The organism is Nonomuraea sp. NPDC002799, from assembly GCF_053592075.1.
Genome location: NZ_JBSFVA010000003.1, coordinates 181,411 through 202,465, shown reverse-complemented (window position 1 = coordinate 202,465; position 21,055 = coordinate 181,411). Strand labels below are relative to the sequence as shown.

Sequence of the window (21,055 nt, the reverse complement as noted above, 5' to 3'; positions counted from 1 at the left end):
CTATATGAAGGCGAACAGTAGTGTGGGTGGCGTGTCGGTGTCAGCCGGCGGCCGCGTCGCCCTCGCGTCCGGGAGACAGGATCTCCGCCGTGCCGGCCTCGGCGGGATCGCGGTCGGGGCGCAGCCCGCGCCACGAGGGGTGCCGCAGCCGCCCGTCACCGGTGACCTCGGCGTACTGCACCTCGCCCACGATCCTCGGCGTCACCCAGTGCGCGTCGCGGAGGTGCTCGCGCGGCACCGGCTCGTCGAACGGCGGGTCGGGCCGCTCCAGCGGCGCCAGCAGCTCCCGCAGGTCGTGGAGCATGGCCTGGGTGAACCCGGTGCCGACGTGCCCGACGTAGGCGAGCCGGCCGTGCCGGTCGTACGCGCCGAGCAGCAGCGACCCGATCATCCCCGAACGCCGTCCGCCGCCCGGCTTCCAGCCGCCGATCACGACCTCGGCCGTGCTGACGTTCTTGATCTTGGTCCACTCGCCGCTGCGCCTGCCCGGCCGGTACGGCGAGCTCAGCCGCTTGCACACGACCCCTTCGAGCCCGAGCTCGCGCGAGGAGTCGAACGCCCGGGCCGCGTGGTCGGGGAACCAGACGGGCACCTCCCACCGGTAGCCCGGCGTGAGCGTGCTCTCCAGGAGCCGCCTGCGCTCGGCGTACGGCCGGGAGACCACGCTGCCGTCGTCGAGGTGGAGCACGTCGAAGGCCATGAACGTCACCGGCACCGCCCGGGTCAGCTCGGCCACGGCGGCCGGGTTGCGCTGGTGCATCCGGGGTTGCAGCGCCTCGAAGCTGGGCCGGCCCGTCTCGTCGAAGGCCACGATCTCCCCGTCGACGACGGCCGCGCGCCCGCCGGCGGCTCCGGCCATGAGCTGCAGCTCGGGGTAGGCGGGGGTGATGTCCTTGCCGTTGCGCGACATCAGGCGGACGGCGCCGTCCTCGATGTAGGCGAGGGCGCGCACGCCGTCCCACTTCATCTCCACGGCCCAGTCCGCGCCCTGGACGGAGCTCAGGGTGCCGAGCTGGGCCAGCATCGGCGCGTAGGCCGGCAGCCGGGACATGGTGCAGGCCGTACCCCGTCAGCATGATCACCAGCGGTGAGACGGGGTCTACAGATGGTCAAGCGGCGTGTCTTCCACCAGTTCGGCGAGGTCCACGCCGTGCTCGCCCAGTTCGGTGACCGTCGCACAGTAGCCGCGCAGGTAGGTACGGCCGTTGACGCGGTGCGAGACGCGCAGCAGCGGACGGTCGTCGAGGATGATCGCCTCGACGACGATGCCGCCTGGCCCGCGCCACTGTCCCATGAAGCCAGGGTAAAGGATCGGACATAATGGACACATAACGTAAAAGCGCTCACACGCCCTTGGGGAAGGTGTGCGCTCCTGCTGCGACACGTGCCCTGTGGTAAAGATCGCGTGACGTGATTTTTGGATTACCCGGAGTTTTCGCCGCCTCCCGCGTTAGAGGGCGCTCGCGCAGGGCAATAGTGATGACTTCAGGCTTTCCCCGGCCGTGGCCGTACCCCCGTGACGGCCACGGCACCCGCCCCGGCAGGCCCGGTCCGGGGTGATGGCGGTCGCGGGGTGGCGTCCGGCCGATGCCGCCCCGCGACCGCCATACGTCTGTCACGGGTCCGTCGTCCCCGGCTTCCGTCCGCATGATGGACAGAGCGAGATTCGGGAGCCGGACTCCGTAGACTGTGAGGGTGATTTCCCGTATCGACATGCGCGACTCCCTGCCCGGGAGCCTGCGCGACGTGTTGCCCCGTGCCGAGCTCGACGTCGAGGCCGCCCTGGAGAAGGTGCGGCTCATCTGCGAGGACGTACGCCATCGCGGGGCGGCAGCCGTACGGGAGCTGACCGCCAAGTTCGACGGTGTCGAGATCGCCACCACCCGCGTTCCCGCCGAGGCGATCGGCAGGGCGCTCGACGAGCTCGACCCCAGGGTCAGGGCCGCGCTGGAGGAGTCGATCAGGCGGGCCAGGCTGGTCCACCACGACCAGCGGCGCGCCGACGTCACCACCCAGGTCGTGCCCGGTGGCACCGTGACCGAGCGGTGGGTGCCGGTCGACCGGGTGGGCCTCTACGTCCCCGGCGGGCGCGCGGTCTATCCGTCCAGCGTCGTGATGAACGTCGTGCCGGCCCAGGAGGCCGGCGTCGCCTCGCTGGCCGTGACCAGCCCGGCGCAGAAGGACTTCGGCGGGCTGCCGCACCCCACGATCCTGGCCGCGTGCGCGCTGCTCGGCGTCGACGAGGTCTACTCCGCAGGCGGGGCGCAGGCGGTGGCCATGTTCGCGTACGGCACCGAGGAGTGCCCCGCGGCCACCATGGTGACCGGGCCGGGCAACATCTGGGTCACGGCGGCCAAGCGGCTGCTCAAGGGGCGCATCGGCATCGACTCCGAAGCGGGCCCGACCGAGATCGCCATCCTCGCCGACGAGACGGCCGACCCGGTCCACGTGGCCGCCGACCTGATCAGCCAGGCCGAGCACGACACGATCGCCGCCGCCGTGCTGGTCACCACCAGCCCCGAGCTGGCCGACGCGGTCGAGAAGGAGCTGCCCGGCCAGGTGTCGGCGACCAGGCACTCCGAGCGCATCGCCGAGGCACTGGGCGGCCGGCAGTCCGGCATCGTGCTGGTGAGCTCCATCGACGACGGCCTCAAGGTCGTCGACGCCTACGCCGCCGAGCACCTGGAGATCCACACCGCCGACGCGGCGGCCGTCGCGGCGCGGGTGCGCAACGCCGGAGCGATCTTCGTGGGCGCCTACGCCCCGGTCTCCCTGGGCGACTACCTCGCCGGCTCCAACCACGTGCTGCCCACGGGCGGTTGCGCCTGCCACTCCAGCGGCCTGTCGGTGCAGTCGTTCCTGCGCGGCATCCACGTCGTCGACTACACCCGCGAGGCGCTCGCGGAGGCCGCCGCGCACGTGTCGGTCCTGGCCGACGCCGAGGACCTGCCCGCCCACGGCGCCGCGATCCGCGCCCGATTCGACTGGCAAGTCCCTACGGAGACCGCGTGAACCTGGACGATCTGCCCATCCGAGACGACCTTCGGGGCAAGTCGCCGTACGGCGCGCCCCAGATCGAGGTCCCCGTCCGGCTCAACACCAACGAAAACCCCTATCCGCCCTCCGCGGCGCTGATCGCCGACCTGGCAGAAGTGGTCAGGGCCGGCGCGGGCGACCTCAACCGCTATCCCGACCGGGACGCCGTGGCCCTGCGGGCCGGCCTGGCCGCCTATCTCGGCCACGGCCTGACCACCGAGCAGGTGTGGGCCGCCAACGGCTCCAACGAGGTGCTCCAGCAGATCCTGCAGGCGTTCGGCGGCCACGGCCGCACGGCCATGGGGTTCGAGCCGTCCTACTCGATGCACCCGATCATCACCAGCGGCACCAGCACCGAGTGGGTCAGAGCCAGCCGCGAGGACGACTTCTCGCTCGACCCCGGCAAGGCCACGGCGGCGATCGAGGAGCACCGGCCCGACATCGTCTTCCTGGCCTCGCCCAACAACCCGACGGGCACCGCCCAGCCGATCGAGACGATCGAGACGATCCTGGCCGCCGCCCCGGGCATGGTCGTGGTGGACGAGGCCTACGCCGAGTTCGCCCGCGAGGGCACGCCGTCGGCGCTGACCCTGCTGCCCGCCCACCCAAGGCTCATCGTCACCCGGACGATGTCCAAGGCGTTCGCCATGGCGGGCACCCGGCTGGGTTATCTGGCCGCCTGCCCGGCCGTGGTGGAGGCGCTGCTGCTGGTGCGGCTGCCGTACCATCTGTCCACGCTCACCCAGGCGGCGGCGCTCACGGCGCTGCGGCACCGCGCCGACCTGCTCGGCACGGTCGACACGCTGCGGCGCGAGCGGGACGACACGGTCGCCTGGTTGCGGTCCAAGGGCCTGTCCGTGGCCGACTCCGACGCCAACTTCGTGCTGTTCGGGCGTTTCCCCGACCGGCACAAGGTGTGGGAGGCCCTGCTGGAGCGGGGAGTGCTCATCCGCGAGGTGGGCCCGCCAGAATGGCTGCGGGTGTCGATCGGCACCGGTGAGGAGATGGCGGCCTTCCGCGCCGCCCTGGAAGGAGTCCTGTGAGCCGCGTAGGCCGCGTCGAGCGCGTTACGAAAGAGACCTCGGTCCTGGTGGAGGTCGGCCTCGACGGCACGGGCCTGGTCGACGTGTCGACCGGGGTCGGCTTCTTCGACCACATGCTGGGCCAGCTCGGCAAGCACGGGCTGTTCGACCTGACGGTCAAGACCGAGGGCGACCTGCACATCGACTCCCACCACACGATCGAGGACACCGCGCTCGCCCTGGGCAAGGCGTTCCGCGACGCGTTGGGCGACAAGTCGGGCATCAGGCGGTTCGGCAGCGCGTCGTGCCCGCTGGACGAGGCGCTCGCCCAGGTCACCGTCGACCTGTCCGGCCGCCCCTACCTCGTGCACTCCGAGCCCGAGGGCATGGCGCCGATGATCGGCCCCGACTACGACTCGACGATGACGCGCCACATCCTGGAGTCGCTCGTCGCCCAGGCCGCGATCTGCCTGCACGTGCACGTCCCCTACGGCCGCAACGCCCACCACATCGTGGAGGCCCAGTTCAAGGCGCTGGCCCGGGCGCTGCGGGAGGCTTCCGAGCTCGACCCGCGCGCCACCGGGGTGCCGAGCACCAAGGGCGTCCTATGACCGACAACCTGCTCGCCGGCGTGATGGTCTTCATCGGCCTGTTCCTGCTCGGCGGCGTGTTCTCCCTGGGCAAGCAGGGGCTCAAGATCGGTGCGTCCATCTGCGCGATCGGCGCGGCGATGGCGATCACGGCGGGGGTGCTGTGGTGGTGAGCAAGAACGTCGTGGTGCTCGACTACGGGTCGGGCAACCTGCGCTCGGCCGAGCGGGCCCTGGCCAGGGTCGGCGCCGATGTGACCGTGACGTCCGACTTCGAGGCCGCGCTCGACTGCGACGGCCTCGTGGTGCCGGGCGTCGGCGCGTTCGCGGCCTGCATGGCGGGGCTCAAGGCCGTCCACGGCGACCGGATCATCGGCCGCCGCCTGTCCGGCGGCCGTCCGGTGCTGGGCATCTGCGTCGGCATGCAGATCCTGTTCGCCAAGGGCGTCGAGCACGGCGTGGAGACCGAGGGCTGCGGCGAGTGGCCGGGCACGGTCGAACGACTCGACGCGCCCGTCCTGCCCCACATGGGGTGGAACACCGTCAAGGCCCCCGACGACAGTGTCCTGCTGGCCGGCCTCGACGCCGCCACCCGCTTCTACTTCGTGCACTCCTACGGGGTGCGCGAGTGGGAGTTGCGGCCGGGCGACGGGTTCGCCGAGCCGGTCGTCACCTGGGCCGAGCACGGCGTGCCGTTCGTGGCCGCCGTGGAGAACGGCCCGCTGACGGCCACCCAGTTCCATCCGGAGAAGTCCGGCGACGCCGGAGCCGCGCTGCTGCGCAACTGGCTCGGCACGCTGTGAGGAGAAAGGTCCGGAGGGCCTTATGAGCAAGGAGCGGGCGCGCCGGCGGGCCGAGCGGGAGGCCGAGCGGGCGCGGGCGATCCGGGCCAACGAGGAGCGGCAGGCGCGCCGGTCGCGCCGCCGCGCCCTCGTCGCCCGGCTGGCCCCGCGCCCGGTGCGCTTCTACCGCCAGGGCGGCCTGCTCGCCCGCCGCCACCGCGCCCAGAACGGGCTGGTGGCCCTCGGTTTCCTGCTCGTGCAAGTGATCGTCTGGCTGGTCTGGGGCTCCTTCGGCCTCAGCCTGGCCGTCCTCGTCTTCTCGCTGCTGCTCGCACCCGTTGTCGTGACCCTCGCCTTCGACCGGAGGATCTGAATGTCGCTCGTATTGTTGCCCGCCGTGGACGTCGTCGATGGCCAGGCCGTACGCCTGGTCCAGGGCGAGGCCGGGACCGAGACCGGTTACGGCGCGCCGCTCGCCGCCGCGCTGGCCTGGCAGGAGGCGGGCGCCGAGTGGATCCATCTGGTCGACCTCGACGCCGCGTTCGGCCGGGGCGGCAACCGGGAGCTGATCGCCGGCGTGATCGGCCGGCTCGACGTGAACGTGGAGTTGTCCGGCGGCATCCGCGACGACGACTCCCTGGCCGCCGCGCTGGCCACCGGCTGCCGCCGGGTCAACATCGGCACCGCGGCCCTGGAGAACCCGGAGTGGTGCCGCAAGATCATCGCGGAGCACGGCGACAAGATCGCGGTCGGGCTCGACGTGCGCGGCACCACGCTCGCCGCGCGCGGCTGGACCGAGGACGGGGGTGACCTGTGGGAGGTGCTCGACCGGCTGGAGGCCGACGGCTGCCCCCGCTACGTCGTCACCGACGTGACCAAGGACGGCATGCTCAAGGGCCCCAACCTCGACCTCTACCGGCAGATCTGCGCCCGCACCGACAAGCCCGTCGTGGCCAGCGGAGGCGTTTCCAGCCTCGATGACCTGCTGGCACTGGCTTCTCTCGTTCCCGACGGAGTGGAGGGGGCCATCGTGGGCAGGGCCCTGTACGCTCACGCGTTCACGCTGGAAGATGCACTGGCGGCGGTACGCGTGCAGCTTCGCCGGGAGGGGGCGAGATGAGCGTCAGCAGCATCGGTATGGAAAGTACCGGACCGAGGGTGTTCTCGGGCGGCATCTGGGAGGAACAGTACGGCTACGCCCGCGCGGTCGTCGTAGGTGACCGGGTGATCGTGTCCGGGTGCACGTCCACCGTGGAGGGAGAGGTACGCCACGTCGGCGACGCCTACCAGCAGAGCCTGACCGCGATCGGCATCGCGCTGGAAGCGGTCGCCATGGGCGGCCTCACCCGCGACGACGTGGTCATGATCCGCTACTACGTGGTGGAGCAGCGGCACTTCGACCGGGTCGGCAGGGCCATCCACGACGTCTTCAACAAGGTGCGGCCCGCCTGCACCGGAGTGCGGGTGGCCGGTCTGGTCGACCCGCGAATGCTGGTCGAGATCGAGATAGAGGCACTGCGCGCATGACCGTCGCGGTAAGAGTCATCCCCTGCCTTGACGTGGACGCCGGACGTGTGGTGAAAGGCGTCAACTTCGAGAACCTCCGCGACGCGGGCGACCCCGTCGAGCTGGCCAGGCGCTACGACGACGAGGGCGCCGACGAGCTCACCTTCCTCGACATCACCGCGTCCTCGGGTGAGCGCGAGACCATGCTCGACGTGGTGCGCAGGACCGCCGAGCAGGTGTTCATCCCGCTCACCGTCGGCGGAGGCGTGCGCGCGGTCGAGGACGTCAACCGGCTGCTGCGGGCGGGCGCCGACAAGGTGTCGCTCAACACGGCCGCCATCGCCAGGCCGGAGCTGCTCACCGAGGCGTCGCGGCGGTTCGGCGCCCAGTGCGTCGTGCTCTCCGTGGACGCCCGGCGCGCCCCGGGCACGGACAGCGGCTTCGAGGTGACCACCCACGGCGGCCGGCGCGGCACCGGCATCGACGCGGTGGAGTGGGCCGCGCGCGGCGAGGAGCTGGGCGTGGGAGAGATCCTGCTCAACTCGATGGACGGAGACGGCACGCTCGACGGCTACGACCTGGAGATGTTGCGGGCGGTCAGGGCGGCCGTCCGGGTTCCGGTCATCGCCAGCGGTGGCGCGGGCCGGCTGGAGGACTTCCCGCCGGCGGTGGCGGCGGGCGCGGACGCGGTGCTCGCGGCCAGTGTGTTCCACTTCGGCACGCTGAAGATCTCCGAGGTCAAGGAGACGATCCGGATGGCGGGCCACCCGGTCCGCTAGGCCGTCCGCCGGGAGGCCGCGGTGCGCGCCGCGGCCTCGCAGGTGCGGGTCAGAAGACCCGCAGATGATGGAAGAGCTCGTAGGAGACGTCCTTGGCGGCGAACGCGGCCGCCTCGGACCGCTTGACGGCCAGGTACGCGCTGCGCCGCAGCGGCCCCAGCGCCTCCATGAGCACCTCGTCGGCCTCCAGCGCGTCCAGCGCCTCGTCCAGCGACTTCGGCAGGCGGGGATACTGGCCGGGCCGCGTGTCCGGGTCGACGTCCACGGCCGCGCCGGGGTCGAGCTTGCGCCGGACGCCGTCGAGGCCGGCGTGGATGACCGCGCCGAGCGACAGGTACGGGTTCGCCGAGGAGTCGGAGGCCTTCAGCTCCAGGTTGGGCTCGCCGCTCTCGCCCAGCGGGGAGCACACGCGGACGGCGGCCTCCCGGTTGTCGGAGCCGTACACGGCGTAGGCGCCGGCCCAGGTGCGCGGGACCAGGCGGCGGAAGCTGTTGACGCTGCCGCAGGTCAGCGCGGTCAGGGCGGGCAGGTGGGCGAGCAGGCCGCCGATGAAGCCGTCGCGGATCTCGCCGTCCTGGGCGAAGAGGTTCGCCGTGTCGTCCCACAACGACAGGTGCAGGTGCGCGCCGTTGCCCGCCTGGTCGGCCAGGGGTTTGGGCGCGAGCGTGGCCCACATCTGCATGCGCATGGCCACACCGCGTACGGTCTCGCGGTAGATGACGTGGTTGTCGGCGGCCCGCAGCGCGGGCGCGTGGCGTATCGAGAGCTCCTGCTGACCCGGGCCCAGTTCGGGATGGTAGTGCTCGACGCGCAGCCCCTGCGTCTCCAGGGCGCGGATGAGTTTGATCGTGTAGTCGTGCGCCGTGTCGAACCCGCTCGCGGCGTAGCAGAGCGAGTCGTCGATCGGCACCAGCCGGTCCGGGCCGCCGGAGGGGTCGGGCAGGCGCCGGCCAAGCGTGAACTCCGGCTCGAACGCCGCGACCAGCGTGTAGCCGTCCGAGGCGAGCTCGGTGATCGCATCCTTGAGAAAGGTCCGTGCGCAGGCGCCCCATGGCGTGCCGTCCGGCCGGCGCAGGTCCGACAACATCACGGCCGCGCCCGGAGCGTAGGGCAACGGGACGTAGGTGGCGGGGTCGGGAACGATGCGCACTTCGCCCACCGGACCCATGTGCTCGACGTCCTGGAGCTGGTCGAGCATGTTCATCGCCATCATGGCCACCGTGTGCCCGATGCCCGAGTGGAGCCGTTCGGCCAATCGCGACCGGGACGCCGCTTTGCCACGGATCACGCCACCGTGATCAGCGTACAGAAAACGGATCAGCTCGATACCCTCGAGCTCGGTTCGCTCGAGGATGCGCCGCGCGTCGGGACCGAGCTGATTGATCTTTGTGCCGCTGGGGCGATCTCTCATTCTGTCTGCGTAACACGATCTGACAGCGCGGGGAAGCACCTGACGCAGACAGAACCACCCGTCAGGTCAGAACACTCGAGAAGAACACGGCCAACTGATTGGCTCCCTGAAGAATTCCGTCGAACACACCGTTGACCGCGGCGGCGGCTTGGGCCGGCCGGGTGAACAGGTAGAAGACCACGAACGCGACAGCCACGTAGGTGATCACCTTCTTGACCTGCATGGGGGGCCTCCTGCAGTCCATTCCCAGCCGTATATACCCGGATCTGGGCGATCATGGGCATCTTCTGTGAAGATGTTCATGATCCTAACCGGGGGGCTTCTTCTCTATGCCATCGTAAGGGCTAGAGATTACCTACGAGGGTCTACCGCGCCGAGTTTTACGAGATAGGGGTACTCGGAGCGGCAGTGCATCGGCAGCCCCATAGGTAACAGCAGGGCTCAGGCGCACCAGCAGTCGCGCCGGCGAGGGAGGCACCCGCCTTCGCACCTGACGGCCACCCGATCGGCGAACGCCTTCGTGTTTGAGTGCTACACGCCCAGCGAGGCGTTGCGCAGCCGCTCGACGGCGTTGGGGTCGCCGGTGACCTCGACCCGGGCGTGCCCCTGCCGCCCGAAGCAGAACATCAGCAGCTCTGCGGCCGCTCCCGTCACCTCGACCTTGGGGCCCTGGCGGGAGCCGCCGATCGCCACGCCGCCGCCGAGGCGGTGCAGGACCACGCCCACGGGCGACTTGCGCAACATCAGGCGGGCGCCGGCCGAGACGCGCTTCCAGACGATCGCGTCGAGGTCGGCGGACAGCTCGCGGGGCTCCCAGGACGGCTGCGCGCGGCGCACGTCCTCGTGGTGCACGAAGTACTCCATCGTGTTGACGGCGGAGTCGAGGGCGGGCAGCAGGGAGTAGACGCCGCCGGGCTTGCGCGCGAGGCCGACCAGCTCGGAGTAGGGGTGCTTGGCCTTGAGCGCGTTCTGGACCGAGGCGGTGTAGCCGGCCAGGGGCTTGATCGCGATGCCGCCCATGGCGTCGGGCCGGCGCTCGCGCAGCACCAGGTGGGCGGCCAGGTCATAGGTCGTCCAGCCCGCGCAGAGCGTGGGCGCGTCAGGGCCGAGCCGGTCGAACAGGTCGCAGAGGGCGGAGCGTTCGTCGCGAGCGTGAGTCACGTGGTCACCCTACCTGTGGGAATAACGCGATGATCAGACGTGATAGTGACATAGGTACATACGTCACTTTTGAAAGGAAGCCTACAGAGTGGCGAGTAAGGTCACCTCGGCCGTGATGCGCCAAGGACTGCGAGTCCTTGGGGTGGCCATTCGCACCGAGAGCAAGGTCTTCGCCCTGGCCGTCGTGGCCAGCGCGATCTACGGCGGCATGACCGTGGCCTCGGCGTGGGCGCTGGGCTGGGCCACGCAGAACGTGGTGCTGCCGGCGTTCAGGACCGGTCACGTCGCCTCCGGCGCGCTCTGGACGGGCGTGTTCCTCATTTTAGGAGCCGCGCTGCTCAAGGCGCTCGGCGTCGCGGGCCGGCGCATCCTGGCCGGCGTCATCCAGTACCGCATGCAGGCCAGGTCGCGCAGGGACGTCACCAAGCAGTACCTGCGGCTGCCGCTGTCCTGGCACCACCGGCACCCGACCGGGCAACTGCTGTCGAACGCCAGCGCCGACGCCGAGGCGGCCTGGGCGCCGCTCGCGCCGCTGCCGATGGCCGTGGGCGTAATCGTCATGCTGGTCACGGCGGCCATCGCGATGGTGTTCACGGACTCCGTGCTCGCGTTGGTGGGTTTCCTGATTTTTCCGGCCATCGCCGTACTGAACCTGATCTATCAGCGGAAGCTGAGCCCGCTCGCCACCCGCGCGCAACAACTGCGCGCCGAGGTCAGCGAGATCGCCCACGAGAGCTTCGACGGCGCGCTCGTCGTCAAGACCCTCGGCCGGGAGGAGCTGGAGACCGAGCGGTTCCAGCGCCGCGCCCACGAGCTGCGCGACGCCAACATCGCCGTCGGCCGCGTGCGCGGGCTGTTCGACCCGATGCTGGAGGCGCTGCCCACGCTCGGCGTGCTGGCGGTGCTCGCCGTCGGCGCCACGCGCCTGTCCGCCGGCGCGATCGACTCCGGCGACCTCGTGCAGGTGGCGTACCTGTTCACGCTGCTCGCCTTCCCCATCAGGGCGCTCGGCTGGGTGCTGGCCGAGCTGCCGCGCAGCGTCGTCGGCTGGCAGCGGGTACAGGCCGTGCTGGACGCGACCGGCTCCATGGAGTACGGCCAGGCCGCCACGACCTCCGCCGCGCCCGCCGCGCTGGCGGTCCGCGGCGTCTCCTACGCCTACGGCCAGGCCGAGGTGCTCCACGACGTCACCTTCGACGTGCCCGCCGGCCGTACCGTCGCGTTGGTCGGACCCACCGGCTCCGGCAAGTCCACGCTCGTGAACCTGCTCGTCCGGCTCGTGGACCCCGGCGCGGGCCGGGTCCTGCTGGACGGCGAGGACCTGCGGGAGCTGGCCTACGGCGGCATCGCCGAGTCGGTCGCGCTGGTGCCGCAGCAGACGTTCCTGTTCGACGAGACCGTGCGCGGCAACATCGCGCTCGGCATCGACGCCGCCGACGAGGACGTGTGGGCGGCCCTGCGGCTGGCCCAGGCCGACGGATTCGTCGGCCGGCTCGCCTCCGGCCTCGACACGCGGGTCGGCGAGCGCGGCACGACGCTGTCCGGCGGCCAGCGCCAGCGCCTGGCCCTGGCCCGCGCGGTCGTGCGCCGCCCGCGCCTGCTCATACTCGACGACGCCACCTCCAGCGTGGACCCGCAGGTCGAGGCCAAGATCCTGTACGGCCTGCGCGACGCGGCCGAGGCCGCCACGGTGGTGGTCGTCGCCTACCGGATGGCCACGATCGCCCTGGCCGACGAGGTCGTCTACCTGGACCGGGGCCGGGTGGTGGACCACGGCCGGCACGAGGAGCTGCTGACGCGCTGCGCCGGCTACCGCAACCTGGTCACCGCCTACGAGCGTGAGGAGGCCGAGCGCGCCGCCATCGAGGTCCTCGCCGGCGAAGAAGAGGAAGAGGAAGAGGTCAGCGCATGACGGCGCAGGGCATCCAGGGCAACTCCGAGCGCTCGGCGCTGGCCACCGTCCGGCAGGGCCTGTCGCTCACGCCCGAGTTCCGCAAGGGCCTGGTGGTCACGCTCATGCTGGCCGTCGTCGCGACCGTCGGCAAGATCATCGTGCCCATCGCGGTGCAGCAGACGATCGACACGGGTCTCAAGGGCACCGCGCCCGACCTTCCGTACATCACCAGGGCCGTCCTGATCTGCGCCGCGGCCGTGGTGCTCACGGCCCTGGCCAGCTACGCCATGAACGTGCGCCTCTACAAGGCCACCGAGTCCTCGCTGGCGACGCTGCGCGTGCGCGGCTTCCGTCACGTGCACGACCTGTCGGTGCTCACCCAGAACACCGAGCGGCGCGGCGCTCTGGTCTCGCGCGTCACCAACGACGTCGACCAGATCAGCACCTTCATGCAGTGGGGCGGGCTGATGATCATCGTGGCGTTCGGCCAGCTCTTCGTGGCCACCGTCCTGATGTTCGTCTACTCCTGGCAGCTCACGCTGCTGGTCTGGGTCTGCTTCATCCCGCTGATGATCGCCCTGCCGCGTTTCCAGAAACTGTTGTCGCGGGCGTACACGATCGTCCGCGAGCGCACCGGCGACATGCTCTCGGCGGTCAGCGAGTCCGTCGTCGGCGCCACCGTCATCCGGGCCTACGCCTCCGAGCGCCGCACCGCCGAGCGCATCGACCAGGCCGTCGACGCCAACAGGAGCGCCCAGACCAGGGCCCAGACGATCGTCGGCTTCGTCTTCCCGCTGACCGAGATCGCGGCCGCCCTCGCCATCGCCGGCATCGTGCTGCTCGGCGTCCGGCTCGGCCTGTCGGGCGAGATCACGCAGGGCGAGCTGGTGGCGTTCCTGTTCCTGGTGACGCTGTTCGTCTCGCCGCTGCAGACCGCCACCGAGGTGCTGAACGAGGCCCAGAACGCGGTCGCCGGCTGGCGCCGCATCCTCGGCGTCCTCGACACCCCGGCCGACGTGGCCGACCCCGGCGACCAGGGCGTGAGCCTGCCGCGCGGCCCCATCTCGGTCGCCTTCGAGGACGTGCACTTCGCCTACCCCGGCGGCGTGCCCGTGCTGCGTGCGGTCTCGCTCGGGATCCCGCCCCGCTCCCGCGTCGCGGTGGTGGGGGAGACGGGCTCGGGCAAGACCACGTTCGCCAAGCTGCTGACGCGGCTCATGGACCCCGGCTCGGGCCGCGTCACGGTGGACGGCCACGACCTGCGCGACGTCCGTTTCGCCTCCCTGCGCGAGCGGATCGTCATGGTCCCGCAGGACGGCTTCCTGTTCGACGGGACGCTGGAGGCGAACGTCCGCTACGGCAAGCCGTCGGCCACCCGCGAGGAGATCGAGCTGGCGATGACCGAGCTGGGACTCAGCGACTGGCTGGAGGGCCTGCCCGCCGGCCTCGACACGCCCGTCGGCCAGCGCGGCGAGTCGTTGTCGGCCGGCGAGCGCCAGCTCGTCGCACTCGCCCGCGCCTACCTCGCCGACCCCGACCTGCTCCTGCTGGACGAGGCCACCTCGGCGGTGGACCCGGCCACGGAGGTACGCCTGGCCCGCGCGCTGGAAGGCGTCACCCGGGGCCGCACCGCCATCTCCATCGCCCACCGCCTGTCCACGGCCGAGAACGCCGACGAGGTCCTGGTGTTCGACGCCGGCCGCCTGGTCCAGCGCGGCCCGCACGCCGAGCTGGTCAAGGAGCCCGGCGTGTACGCCGACCTGCACGCCTCGTGGATCTCGGCGGCGCACTCGTGACAGGCGTCCATCGTGTACGGGCGCTCGTGTACGGGCGCTCATGCGCGGGCGCTCATGCACGGGGCGTTCGTGCAGGGGCGTTCACTCGTGCACGGGCGCTGACTCGTGCACGGCGGCGAAGGTCACCGTCGTGCCCGCCGGCCCCGACACGATCATGATGTGATCGCACAACATCCGCGTCAGCCACAACCCCCGCCCGCGGTAGTCGAACCCCGCGGGCGGGCGCATGCCGCTCAGCCATCCGGACGGCATCCCCGGCCCCTGATCGGCGATCTCGCACCACAACCGCCCCTCGTGCGACCACAACCGCAACCGCCCGTGCCCGCCGCCATGCATCACCGCGTTGGTGATGATCTCGTTGACGGCGAGCACGAAGTCCTCCAGTTGCCGGCCCGCCAGCCCCTCGTAGGCGGCGTGCTCGGCCACGGACCTGCGCAGCAGGGTGATGCGCCCCCGCGCGAAGCTCGCGCAGAGCACCTGCCTACACATCGCCCATCCGGCGGACGGTGATGAACTCATCCGCCCTGATCAGGCGGAGCACCCGCGCCATGGACTCGCGGCAGACGACCACGGTGGACCCCTGAGGCCGGGCCATGGCCGTGACGGTCAGCAACTGGGCCGAGCCGGCGTCGATGAAGTCGAGCTCGGCGGCGTCGATCACGACCTCGCCGGGCTCCTTCTCCAGCTTCTCCAGCACCGAGGCGAACGCCTGCCTGTTGGTCAGGTCGATGTCCCCCCAGACCCGCAGCCCGCCCGGCATGCCGGCGAAGCGCAGCAGCGCCTGCTCGGGCGAGATCGGATGCACCGAGGCCGCCCGGTCGAGGGCGTCACGGGGGAAGAGGCCGCGGTCGTACTGGCACACGGCCGCCAGCCACCGCTCGCCGAACAGCTCGTTGGCCGCCGCCTCGAACGCCGCCTGCGCGGACGCGTCGTACACGCCCCAGGAGGCGTCCAGCAGCGCGTACACGCCGTGCTGCCCGTGCTTGCGCGCCCGCTCGCGCGCTGCGGCCAGCCCGCCGAACACCCGCGCGGGGTCCAGGCTGCCGTCGGTGAAGTGCGTGTCGGCGCAGGCCAGGATCTCCACCTGCTCGGCGGACTCCGCGTCGGCGAACCCCGGCACGAGCGGCGCCAGCCAGTCACGCGTCCGCTCGGGACTGTCGGCGTGCGTGATGATCACCACGCGGGTACGGCGCCGCAGCCCGTTCATGGTGAAGACCCGGGTGGCGGACATCCGCTCGCGTTCGCCCTCGAACGGCAGGCAGATGTGATCCCCCAGGTCGGGGTCGAGAACGGAGCCCGCGACCGGTATCACGATGGCCCTCCTCTAGCACGCGACGCCCCCGAAAATACCCCGCCGCGGGTCATCACGTACCGCATTCTCGGCAAAACCCACGGTGATCAGAGGCGGACAGGTGTAGCTTTTCGGCGGGGCCGCCAGGGGAGGGGTCATGAGGAGCATCGGCGTGGACGTGCTGGAGATGACGCGACGCCACCATGGGGAGCTCGTGGTGGTCAGCCTGGCGGGCGAGATGGATCTGGACAACGTCTCCCGGGTGCGGAGATGCCTCGACGAAGCGGTGGAGACGCACGGGAGCCGGCTGGTGGTCGATCTGACCGCGCTGACCTTCATCGACACGACGGGGCTCGGGGTGCTGGTGCGCCGGCTCGCCACCATGCGGGACCAGGACGGCACCATGTCGCTGGTGGCGACGGACGGCCAGGTGCTGCGGCGGTTGCGCCGGACCAACCTGGCGTCGCTGTTCCCGATCTACGACACGCTGGCCCAGGCGCTGGACTGAGGCCCGGCAGGCGGTCGCGGCGGTGACGGAGTCGCGGAGGCGGGCTGGTTGAATGGCAGCATGTCCCTCGATCCCAAGATCGCCGCACGGCTGAAGCGAAACTCCGACGGCCTGGTCCCCGCCATCGCCCAGCAGTACGACACCGGCGAGGTGCTCATGCTGGCCTGGATGAACGACGAGGCCCTGCATCGGACGCTCACCACCGGCAAGGCCACCTACTGGTCGCGCAGCCGCGCCGCCTTCTGGGTCAAGGGCGACACCTCCGGCCACGTCCAGCACGTCAAGTCGGTGGCCCTCGACTGCGACGGCGACACCATCCTGGTCAAGGTCGACCAGGAGGGCGGGGCGTGCCACACGGGAGACCGCACCTGCTTCGACGCCGATCGGCTCGAACTCCCGCTCGGCCGGGGCTAGGGCGGGCCGGCGATGAGGACGCCACGCGCAGAGTTGTGGGGCTGGGTCGCGATGACCGTCCTGGGCTGCGTGCTCGTGCTGTTCGCCGCGGGCCGGATCTGGGTGCGCGTCCAGGCGGGCGGCGCGGTGGCGCCCACCGGCGGCGAGCTGAGCCCCGTGCTGACACCCGTGGCGCTGGCCGGTCTGGCCGGGGTGGTCGCCGTGCTGGCCACCAAGGGAGCGGGGCGCCGCGTCGTCGGCGCGCTGCTGGCCCTGTGCGGAGCCGGCGCGGCGGTGGGCACGTGGACGGCGCTGAACGACGAGAGCGTGACCGCCTGGCTCCATGAACGCAACGTCCTGCGCGGCGCCACCGCCCTGCCCTGGGAGGCCGTGCCGCTCTGGCCCGGTGCGGCGGCGGCCGGGGCGCTGCTGATGATCGCGGGCGGAGTGCTCGCGTTTCTGCGGGGCGGCAGGTGGGCGGGCATGTCGGCGCGCTACGACAGGGGTGCCGCCAAGGAGCCGGCGCGGGCCCGTGACGATGACCGGGGGCTCTGGGACGCCCTTGACCGCGGTGACGATCCCACCGATTCCCGCTGAGATTCGGGGGTGACGAATTCTGCACTGTTCTGAACCTGTGTCCGCCTGGCAAACGTTTTCTCAATAAGCTGCCATTGCAACTCGCCAGGAACATTAGGAGCCAAGCGCATGAGCTACGGGGATCAGGGCAATGGCGGCCACGGCGCCCAGCCGCCCGGTGGTGGGTACGGCCAGCAGCCTCCCAGCTACGGCGGCGGTTACGGTCAGCAGTCTCAGGGCGGTGCGGGCGACTACGGCCAGCAGCCGCCCAGCGGGGGTGGTGGCTACGGCCAGCAGCCGCCGAGCGGCGGCGGTTACGGTCAGCAGCCGCCTTCCGGCGGTGGCTATGGTCAGCAGCCGCCTTCCGGTGGCGGTTATGGTCAGCAGCCGCCTTCCGGTGGCGGTTATGGTCAGCAGCCGCCTTCCGGTGGCGGTTATGGTCAGCAGCCGCCCAGCTACGGTGGTGGCTACGGTCAGCAGCCGCCCAGCTATCCGCAGGAGCCGCTCGCCTATGGCCAGCAGCCCCCGAGCGGCGGATTCGGCGGCCAGCAGGCCTACGGCCAGTACGGCCCGCCGCCACGGTCCACCAACGGCATGGCGGTCGCCTCGCTGGTCCTGGGCATCATCGGCCTGATCTTCTGCGGCATCACCAGCATCCCCGGCGTGATCCTGGGTCACATCGCGCTCAACAAGATCAAGTCCACCGGCGAGGAAGGCCACGGCATGGCCGTCGGCGGACTCGTCACGTCCTACATCACCGTCGTGCTCTGGGTGCTGGGCTGGCTGATCTTCGGCGGCTTCATCCTGGGCCTGATGGGGCTCAGCGCCGCGGCGACGTCCTCTGTCGACTACTGATCGGGAACGTGGCTACTGAACGGTAACGTGCTCGGGGTGTAGCCAGGCCGTGACGAGCCGCTTGCGGTCCGATTACGAATTGTCCGCAAAATGGATGTTGGTCCACCTTGGAGATGCTGAATCGCTAGGCTGCCGCGCGCAACTCGCTCAAAAATGACGACATGAGGGGTCATTAGCATGAGTTACGGAAACCAGGGCGACGGCGGCTACGGCCAGCAGCCGCCCGGCGGCGGTTACGGTCAGCAGCCTCCCAGCGGTGGCGGCTATGGCCAGCAGCCCCCGAGTGGCGGCGGTTACGGTCAGCAGCCCCCCAGCGGTGGCGGCTATGGCCAGCAGCCCCCCAGCGGTGGCGGTTACGGTCAGCAGCCTCCGAGTGGTGGCGGCTACGGCCAGCAGCCCCCGAGTGGCGGTTACGGCGGCGGCTACGGCCAGGAGCCTCCGGCCGGCGGTTACGGCGGCGGTGGCTACGGCGCCCCCGGCCAGCAGCCGCCGGACAACCAGCTTGTCCCGGCCATCCTCACCACCCTGTTCTGCTGCCTCCCCCTGGGCATCGTGGCGATCGTCAAGTCATCGCAGGTCAACTCGAAGTGGCAGATCGGCGACGTCCAGGGCGCGGTGCAGGCCGCCGAGGAAGCCAAGACCTGGTGGAAGCGGAGCCTCATCGTCGGCGCGATCGGCATCGTGCTGTCGATCATCGCCTACGTCCTCTTCGCCATCGTGCTCACCGCCAGCGTCTCGTCGTCCTACGGGTCCTACTAGAGCGAGCGGCGCGGGCGGCCGGCACGTACCGGAAGGCGGATACTGAGAGCATGAGCTTCGCGACAACCGAGCGGCGCGGCACGGATCGCCTCAGGGCGCTGCTCGCGCCGTTCGGTGTTGCGGCCGCGGCGGGCGCCGTGTTCGCGTTCGTCGGCACGATCGACCCCAACCAGCCGGGCCACTACCCCACGTGCCCGTTCCTGGCCATCACCGGCCTCTACTGCCCGGGCTGCGGCACGCTGCGCACCATCCACGCGCTCGCGCACCTCGATCCGGTCGCGGCCATCGGGCTCAACCCGCTCGCCATGGCGACGATCCCGTTCCTGCTGTTCTGGTGGGGCAGGTGGGTCCTGCGGGCCTGGCAGGGCAGGCCGAGACGCACGACGCTGGCGCACCCGGCGTGGCTGTGGGGGTTCATCGCGGTCGTCATGGTCTACTGGGTCGTCCGTAATCTGCCTTTCGGGGCGTTCCTCGCGCCCTGAGTCCCTGCTCGCCGGGGGCCTGTGGTGAGGTGACCCCGCCGGGGCCGATACCATCGCAAGACGAGGCAGGGAGCGGACGCGACGCGAACTCCCAGCCACCCCCACTGTCGACCGGAGGGACCCCAAGCGCGTGAGTGAGCGGACGGAAGGGCCGAGTGTCCTCGACGACATCCTCGACGGGGTGCGCGCCGACCTCGCCGCACGCCAGCAGGCCGTCTCCATGGACGAGCTCAAGCAGCGGGCCGAGCGGGCGCAGCCGCCCAGGGACGCGATGGCCGCGCTCGGGGGCGACCGGATCTCGGTGATCGCCGAGGTCAAGCGCTCCAGCCCGTCCAAGGGCGCGCTCGCCGCGATCGCCGACCCGGCGGCGCTGGCGGCCGACTACGAGGCGGGTGGCGCCCACGTCATCAGCGTGCTCACCGAGCGGCGCAAGTTCGGGGGCAGCCTTGAGGACCTGGCGGCGGTCCGCGCCCGGGTCGACATCCCGATCCTGCGTAAAGACTTCATCCTCACCTCCTACCAGCTCTGGGAGGCCAGGGCCCACGGCGCCGACCTGGCGCTGCTGATGGTCGTCTGCCTGGAGCAGGAGGCGCTGGTGTCGCTGATCGAGCGGGCCGAGTCGATCGGGCTCACCCCGCTGGTCGAGGTGCACACCGAAGAGGAGCTGGAGCGGGCGGTCGCCGCCGGCGCCCGGGTCATCGGGATCAACGCGCGCAATCTGAAGACACTCGAGGTCGACCGCGACGTCTTCACGAAGCTGGCGCCGAAGATCCCCGATAATGTGATCAAGATCGCCGAGTCGGGTGTGCGCGGCCCGCACGACCTGCTCGCCTACGCCAGGGCCGGCGCCCACGCCGTGCTGGTAGGGGAGAGCCTGGTCACCGGCAAGGACCCGCGCAAGGCAGTGGAGGCGCTGGTGACGGCCGGCGCCCATCCGTCGACGCGCCCCGACCACTCAGCAGAGGGATAGCAGTGGCATACGAAGGCAGCATTCTGACCGCCGCCGACCTGGCGGGCAACGGCGTGCGCGGCGACGACCCCGACGTGCACGGCAAGTTCGGCATCTTCGGCGGCCGATTCGTGCCCGAGGCGCTCATCCCGGCACTCGACGAGGTCGCCGCGGTCTACGAGAAGGCCAAGAACGACGCGGAGTTCCTGCGCGAGTTCGACCACCTGCTCCGCACGTACGCGGGCCGGCCCACCACGCTGACCGACGTGGCGCGCTTCAGCGAGCAGGCCGGCGGCGCCAGGATCGTGCTCAAGCGCGAGGACCTCACCCACACGGGCGCGCACAAGATCAACAATGTGCTGGGCCAGGCGCTGCTGACCAAGCGGCTGGGCAAGAAGCGGGTCATCGCCGAGACCGGCGCGGGCCAGCACGGCGTGGCCACGGCCACCGCCGCCGCCCTGCTCGGCCTGGAGTGCGTCATCTACATGGGCGCGGTCGACTGTGAGCGCCAGGCGCTCAACGTGGCCAGGATGAAGCTGCTCGGCGCCGGCGTGGTGCCGGTGACCAACGGCTCGCAGACGTTGAAGGACGCCATCAACGAGGCGTTCCGCGACTGGGTGACCAACGTCGACACCACCCACTACCTGTTCGGCACGGTCGCGGGGCCGCATCCCTTCCCCGAGATCGTGCGCGACTTCGCCCGCATCATCGGCGTCGAGGCCCGCCGCCAGATGCTGGAGCTGACCGGCGGCCTGCCCGACGCGATCTGCGCGGCGGTCGGCGGCGGCAGCAACGCGATCGGCATCTTCCACGCCTTCATCGACGATGCGGACGTGCGGCTGCACGGCTACGAGGCGGCCGGTCACGGCCTCGACAGCGGCGAGCACGCGCTCACGCTGACCGCGGGCTCGGTCGGCGTGCTGCACGGCTCGCGCACCTACGTCCTGCAGGACGACGAAGGCCAGACCATCGAGTCCCACTCGATCTCGGCCGGGCTCGACTACCCGGGCGTCGGCCCCGAGCACGCCTGGCTGAAGGACTCCGGCCGGGCCACCTACCACGGCGTCACCGACGACGAGGCGATGGCCGCGTTCTCGCTGCTGGCCAGGACCGAGGGCATCATCCCGGCCATCGAGTCCGCCCACGCGCTGGCCGGCGCGCTCAAGCTGGGCCGCGAGCTCGGCCCCGAGGCGACCATCCTGGTCAACCTCTCCGGGCGCGGTGACAAGGACATGGGCACGGCCATGAAGTACTTCAACCTCTGAA

26 protein-coding genes are annotated in these 21,055 nt (G+C 71.0%); 19 read left to right on the top strand and 7 right to left on the bottom strand.

The features are described from left to right. Positions 1 to 40 precede the first annotated feature (40 nt). On the bottom strand, positions 41 to 1,051 hold the full coding sequence (gene ligD / locus ACWD0F_RS07675) for a non-homologous end-joining DNA ligase (RefSeq protein ID WP_449873123.1): 1,011 nt from the start codon (positions 1,049 to 1,051) through the stop codon (positions 41 to 43). 48 nt (positions 1,052 to 1,099) lie between these two features. Then, positions 1,100 to 1,294 carry a hypothetical protein gene (locus tag ACWD0F_RS07670; RefSeq protein WP_449873122.1) on the bottom strand — a complete coding sequence of 65 codons (195 nt, stop codon included), beginning with the start codon at positions 1,292 to 1,294 and terminating at the stop codon, positions 1,100 to 1,102. Between the two features lie 401 nt (positions 1,295 to 1,695). On the opposite strand from ACWD0F_RS07670, the gene hisD reads away from it, so the two are divergent. From hisD to hisF, 9 genes are read left to right on the top strand one after another with little or no spacing between them, the layout of a single operon-like run. Beyond that, positions 1,696 to 3,012, top strand: a complete 1,317-nt coding sequence (gene hisD, locus ACWD0F_RS07665; protein WP_449873121.1) for a histidinol dehydrogenase — start codon at positions 1,696 to 1,698, stop codon at positions 3,010 to 3,012. Continuing rightward, positions 3,009 to 4,079 (top strand): histidinol-phosphate transaminase, encoded by a 1,071-nt coding sequence (locus ACWD0F_RS07660; RefSeq protein ID WP_449873120.1) that lies wholly within the window; start codon positions 3,009 to 3,011, stop codon positions 4,077 to 4,079. The genes hisD and ACWD0F_RS07660 overlap by 4 nt, the downstream gene beginning before the upstream one ends. Next, positions 4,076 to 4,669: an imidazoleglycerol-phosphate dehydratase HisB gene (gene hisB, locus ACWD0F_RS07655; RefSeq protein WP_449873119.1), complete on the top strand. Its 594-nt coding sequence runs from the start codon at positions 4,076 to 4,078 to the stop codon at positions 4,667 to 4,669. Before ACWD0F_RS07660 ends, hisB begins: the two co-directional genes overlap by 4 nt. After that, entirely contained in the window at positions 4,666 to 4,821 is a 156-nt protein-coding gene (locus tag ACWD0F_RS07650) for a hypothetical protein (protein WP_449873118.1), read from the top strand. Before hisB ends, ACWD0F_RS07650 begins: the two co-directional genes overlap by 4 nt. After that, entirely contained in the window at positions 4,818 to 5,450 is a 633-nt protein-coding gene (gene hisH / locus ACWD0F_RS07645; protein ID WP_449873117.1) for an imidazole glycerol phosphate synthase subunit HisH, read from the top strand. Before ACWD0F_RS07650 ends, hisH begins: the two co-directional genes overlap by 4 nt. Before the next feature lie 22 nt (positions 5,451 to 5,472). Further along, the gene (locus tag ACWD0F_RS07640; protein WP_449873116.1) at positions 5,473 to 5,802 is read left to right on the top strand and encodes a hypothetical protein; all 330 of its coding nucleotides are present in this window, start codon (positions 5,473 to 5,475) and stop codon (positions 5,800 to 5,802) included. Continuing rightward, positions 5,803 to 6,549 (top strand): bifunctional 1-(5-phosphoribosyl)-5-((5-phosphoribosylamino)methylideneamino)imidazole-4-carboxamide isomerase/phosphoribosylanthranilate isomerase PriA, encoded by a 747-nt coding sequence (gene priA, locus ACWD0F_RS07635; RefSeq protein ID WP_449873115.1) that lies wholly within the window; start codon positions 5,803 to 5,805, stop codon positions 6,547 to 6,549. 17 nt (positions 6,550 to 6,566) lie between these two features. After that, entirely contained in the window at positions 6,567 to 6,956 is a 390-nt protein-coding gene (locus ACWD0F_RS07630; RefSeq protein ID WP_449873114.1) for a Rid family hydrolase, read from the top strand. Next, complete coding sequence (gene hisF / locus ACWD0F_RS07625; protein WP_449873113.1) at positions 6,953 to 7,714, top strand: imidazole glycerol phosphate synthase subunit HisF; 762 nt, start codon at positions 6,953 to 6,955, stop codon at positions 7,712 to 7,714. Before ACWD0F_RS07630 ends, hisF begins: the two co-directional genes overlap by 4 nt. 49 nt (positions 7,715 to 7,763) lie before the next feature. On the opposite strand, the gene ACWD0F_RS07620 is transcribed toward hisF, so the two are convergent. From ACWD0F_RS07620 to ACWD0F_RS07610, 3 genes are all read right to left on the bottom strand, one after another. Beyond that, entirely contained in the window at positions 7,764 to 9,125 is a 1,362-nt protein-coding gene (locus ACWD0F_RS07620) for a glutamine synthetase family protein (RefSeq protein ID WP_449873112.1), read from the bottom strand. A 61-nt stretch (positions 9,126 to 9,186) separates the two neighbouring features. Continuing rightward, entirely contained in the window at positions 9,187 to 9,348 is a 162-nt protein-coding gene (locus ACWD0F_RS07615) for a hypothetical protein (RefSeq protein ID WP_168019289.1), read from the bottom strand. A 308-nt stretch (positions 9,349 to 9,656) separates the two neighbouring features. Beyond that, positions 9,657 to 10,286, bottom strand: coding sequence for a TIGR03085 family metal-binding protein (locus tag ACWD0F_RS07610; RefSeq protein WP_449873111.1), 630 nt, complete (start codon positions 10,284 to 10,286; stop codon positions 9,657 to 9,659). A 115-nt stretch (positions 10,287 to 10,401) separates the two neighbouring features. Between ACWD0F_RS07610 and ACWD0F_RS07605 the strand changes: the two genes are divergently transcribed. Together ACWD0F_RS07605 and ACWD0F_RS07600 are read left to right on the top strand one after the other, a co-directional pair. Further along, positions 10,402 to 12,198, top strand: coding sequence for an ABC transporter ATP-binding protein (locus tag ACWD0F_RS07605; RefSeq protein WP_449873566.1), 1,797 nt, complete (start codon positions 10,402 to 10,404; stop codon positions 12,196 to 12,198). Continuing rightward, entirely contained in the window at positions 12,195 to 13,976 is a 1,782-nt protein-coding gene (locus ACWD0F_RS07600) for an ABC transporter ATP-binding protein (protein WP_449873110.1), read from the top strand. The genes ACWD0F_RS07605 and ACWD0F_RS07600 overlap by 4 nt, the downstream gene beginning before the upstream one ends. Positions 13,977 to 14,057: 81 nt before the next feature. Here the strand turns inward: ACWD0F_RS07600 and ACWD0F_RS07595 are convergent, their stop codons facing one another. After that, positions 14,058 to 14,465 (bottom strand): ATP-binding protein, encoded by a 408-nt coding sequence (locus tag ACWD0F_RS07595; RefSeq protein ID WP_449873109.1) that lies wholly within the window; start codon positions 14,463 to 14,465, stop codon positions 14,058 to 14,060. Beyond that, positions 14,458 to 15,288 carry an MEDS domain-containing protein gene (locus ACWD0F_RS07590; RefSeq protein ID WP_449873108.1) on the bottom strand — a complete coding sequence of 277 codons (831 nt, stop codon included), beginning with the start codon at positions 15,286 to 15,288 and terminating at the stop codon, positions 14,458 to 14,460. Before ACWD0F_RS07590 ends, ACWD0F_RS07595 begins: the two co-directional genes overlap by 8 nt. Positions 15,289 to 15,424: 136 nt before the next feature. Between ACWD0F_RS07590 and ACWD0F_RS07585 the strand changes: the two genes are divergently transcribed. The 8 genes from ACWD0F_RS07585 (at position 15,425) to trpB (ending at position 21,054) form a co-directional block, all read left to right on the top strand. Further along, the gene (locus ACWD0F_RS07585; protein ID WP_449873107.1) at positions 15,425 to 15,775 is read left to right on the top strand and encodes an STAS domain-containing protein; all 351 of its coding nucleotides are present in this window, start codon (positions 15,425 to 15,427) and stop codon (positions 15,773 to 15,775) included. Between the two features lie 60 nt (positions 15,776 to 15,835). Beyond that, complete coding sequence (hisI, locus tag ACWD0F_RS07580) at positions 15,836 to 16,189, top strand: phosphoribosyl-AMP cyclohydrolase (RefSeq protein ID WP_449873106.1); 354 nt, start codon at positions 15,836 to 15,838, stop codon at positions 16,187 to 16,189. A 12-nt stretch (positions 16,190 to 16,201) separates the two neighbouring features. Next, a complete protein-coding gene (locus ACWD0F_RS07575; protein WP_449873105.1) occupies positions 16,202 to 16,765 on the top strand; it encodes a Trp biosynthesis-associated membrane protein in 564 nt (187 codons plus the stop codon). A 108-nt stretch (positions 16,766 to 16,873) separates the two neighbouring features. Continuing rightward, on the top strand, positions 16,874 to 17,599 hold the full coding sequence (locus ACWD0F_RS07570; protein ID WP_449873104.1) for a DUF4190 domain-containing protein: 726 nt from the start codon (positions 16,874 to 16,876) through the stop codon (positions 17,597 to 17,599). A 177-nt stretch (positions 17,600 to 17,776) separates the two neighbouring features. Then, the gene (locus ACWD0F_RS07565; protein ID WP_449873103.1) at positions 17,777 to 18,358 is read left to right on the top strand and encodes a CD225/dispanin family protein; all 582 of its coding nucleotides are present in this window, start codon (positions 17,777 to 17,779) and stop codon (positions 18,356 to 18,358) included. Positions 18,359 to 18,408: 50 nt separating this feature from the next. Continuing rightward, positions 18,409 to 18,840: a DUF2752 domain-containing protein gene (locus tag ACWD0F_RS07560; RefSeq protein WP_449873102.1), complete on the top strand. Its 432-nt coding sequence runs from the start codon at positions 18,409 to 18,411 to the stop codon at positions 18,838 to 18,840. Positions 18,841 to 18,970: 130 nt separating this feature from the next. After that, positions 18,971 to 19,810 carry an indole-3-glycerol phosphate synthase TrpC gene (gene trpC / locus ACWD0F_RS07555; protein ID WP_449873101.1) on the top strand — a complete coding sequence of 280 codons (840 nt, stop codon included), beginning with the start codon at positions 18,971 to 18,973 and terminating at the stop codon, positions 19,808 to 19,810. A gap of 23 nt (positions 19,811 to 19,833) precedes the next feature. Then, entirely contained in the window at positions 19,834 to 21,054 is a 1,221-nt protein-coding gene (gene trpB / locus ACWD0F_RS07550; RefSeq protein ID WP_449873564.1) for a tryptophan synthase subunit beta, read from the top strand. Position 21,055: the final 1 nt, after the last annotated feature.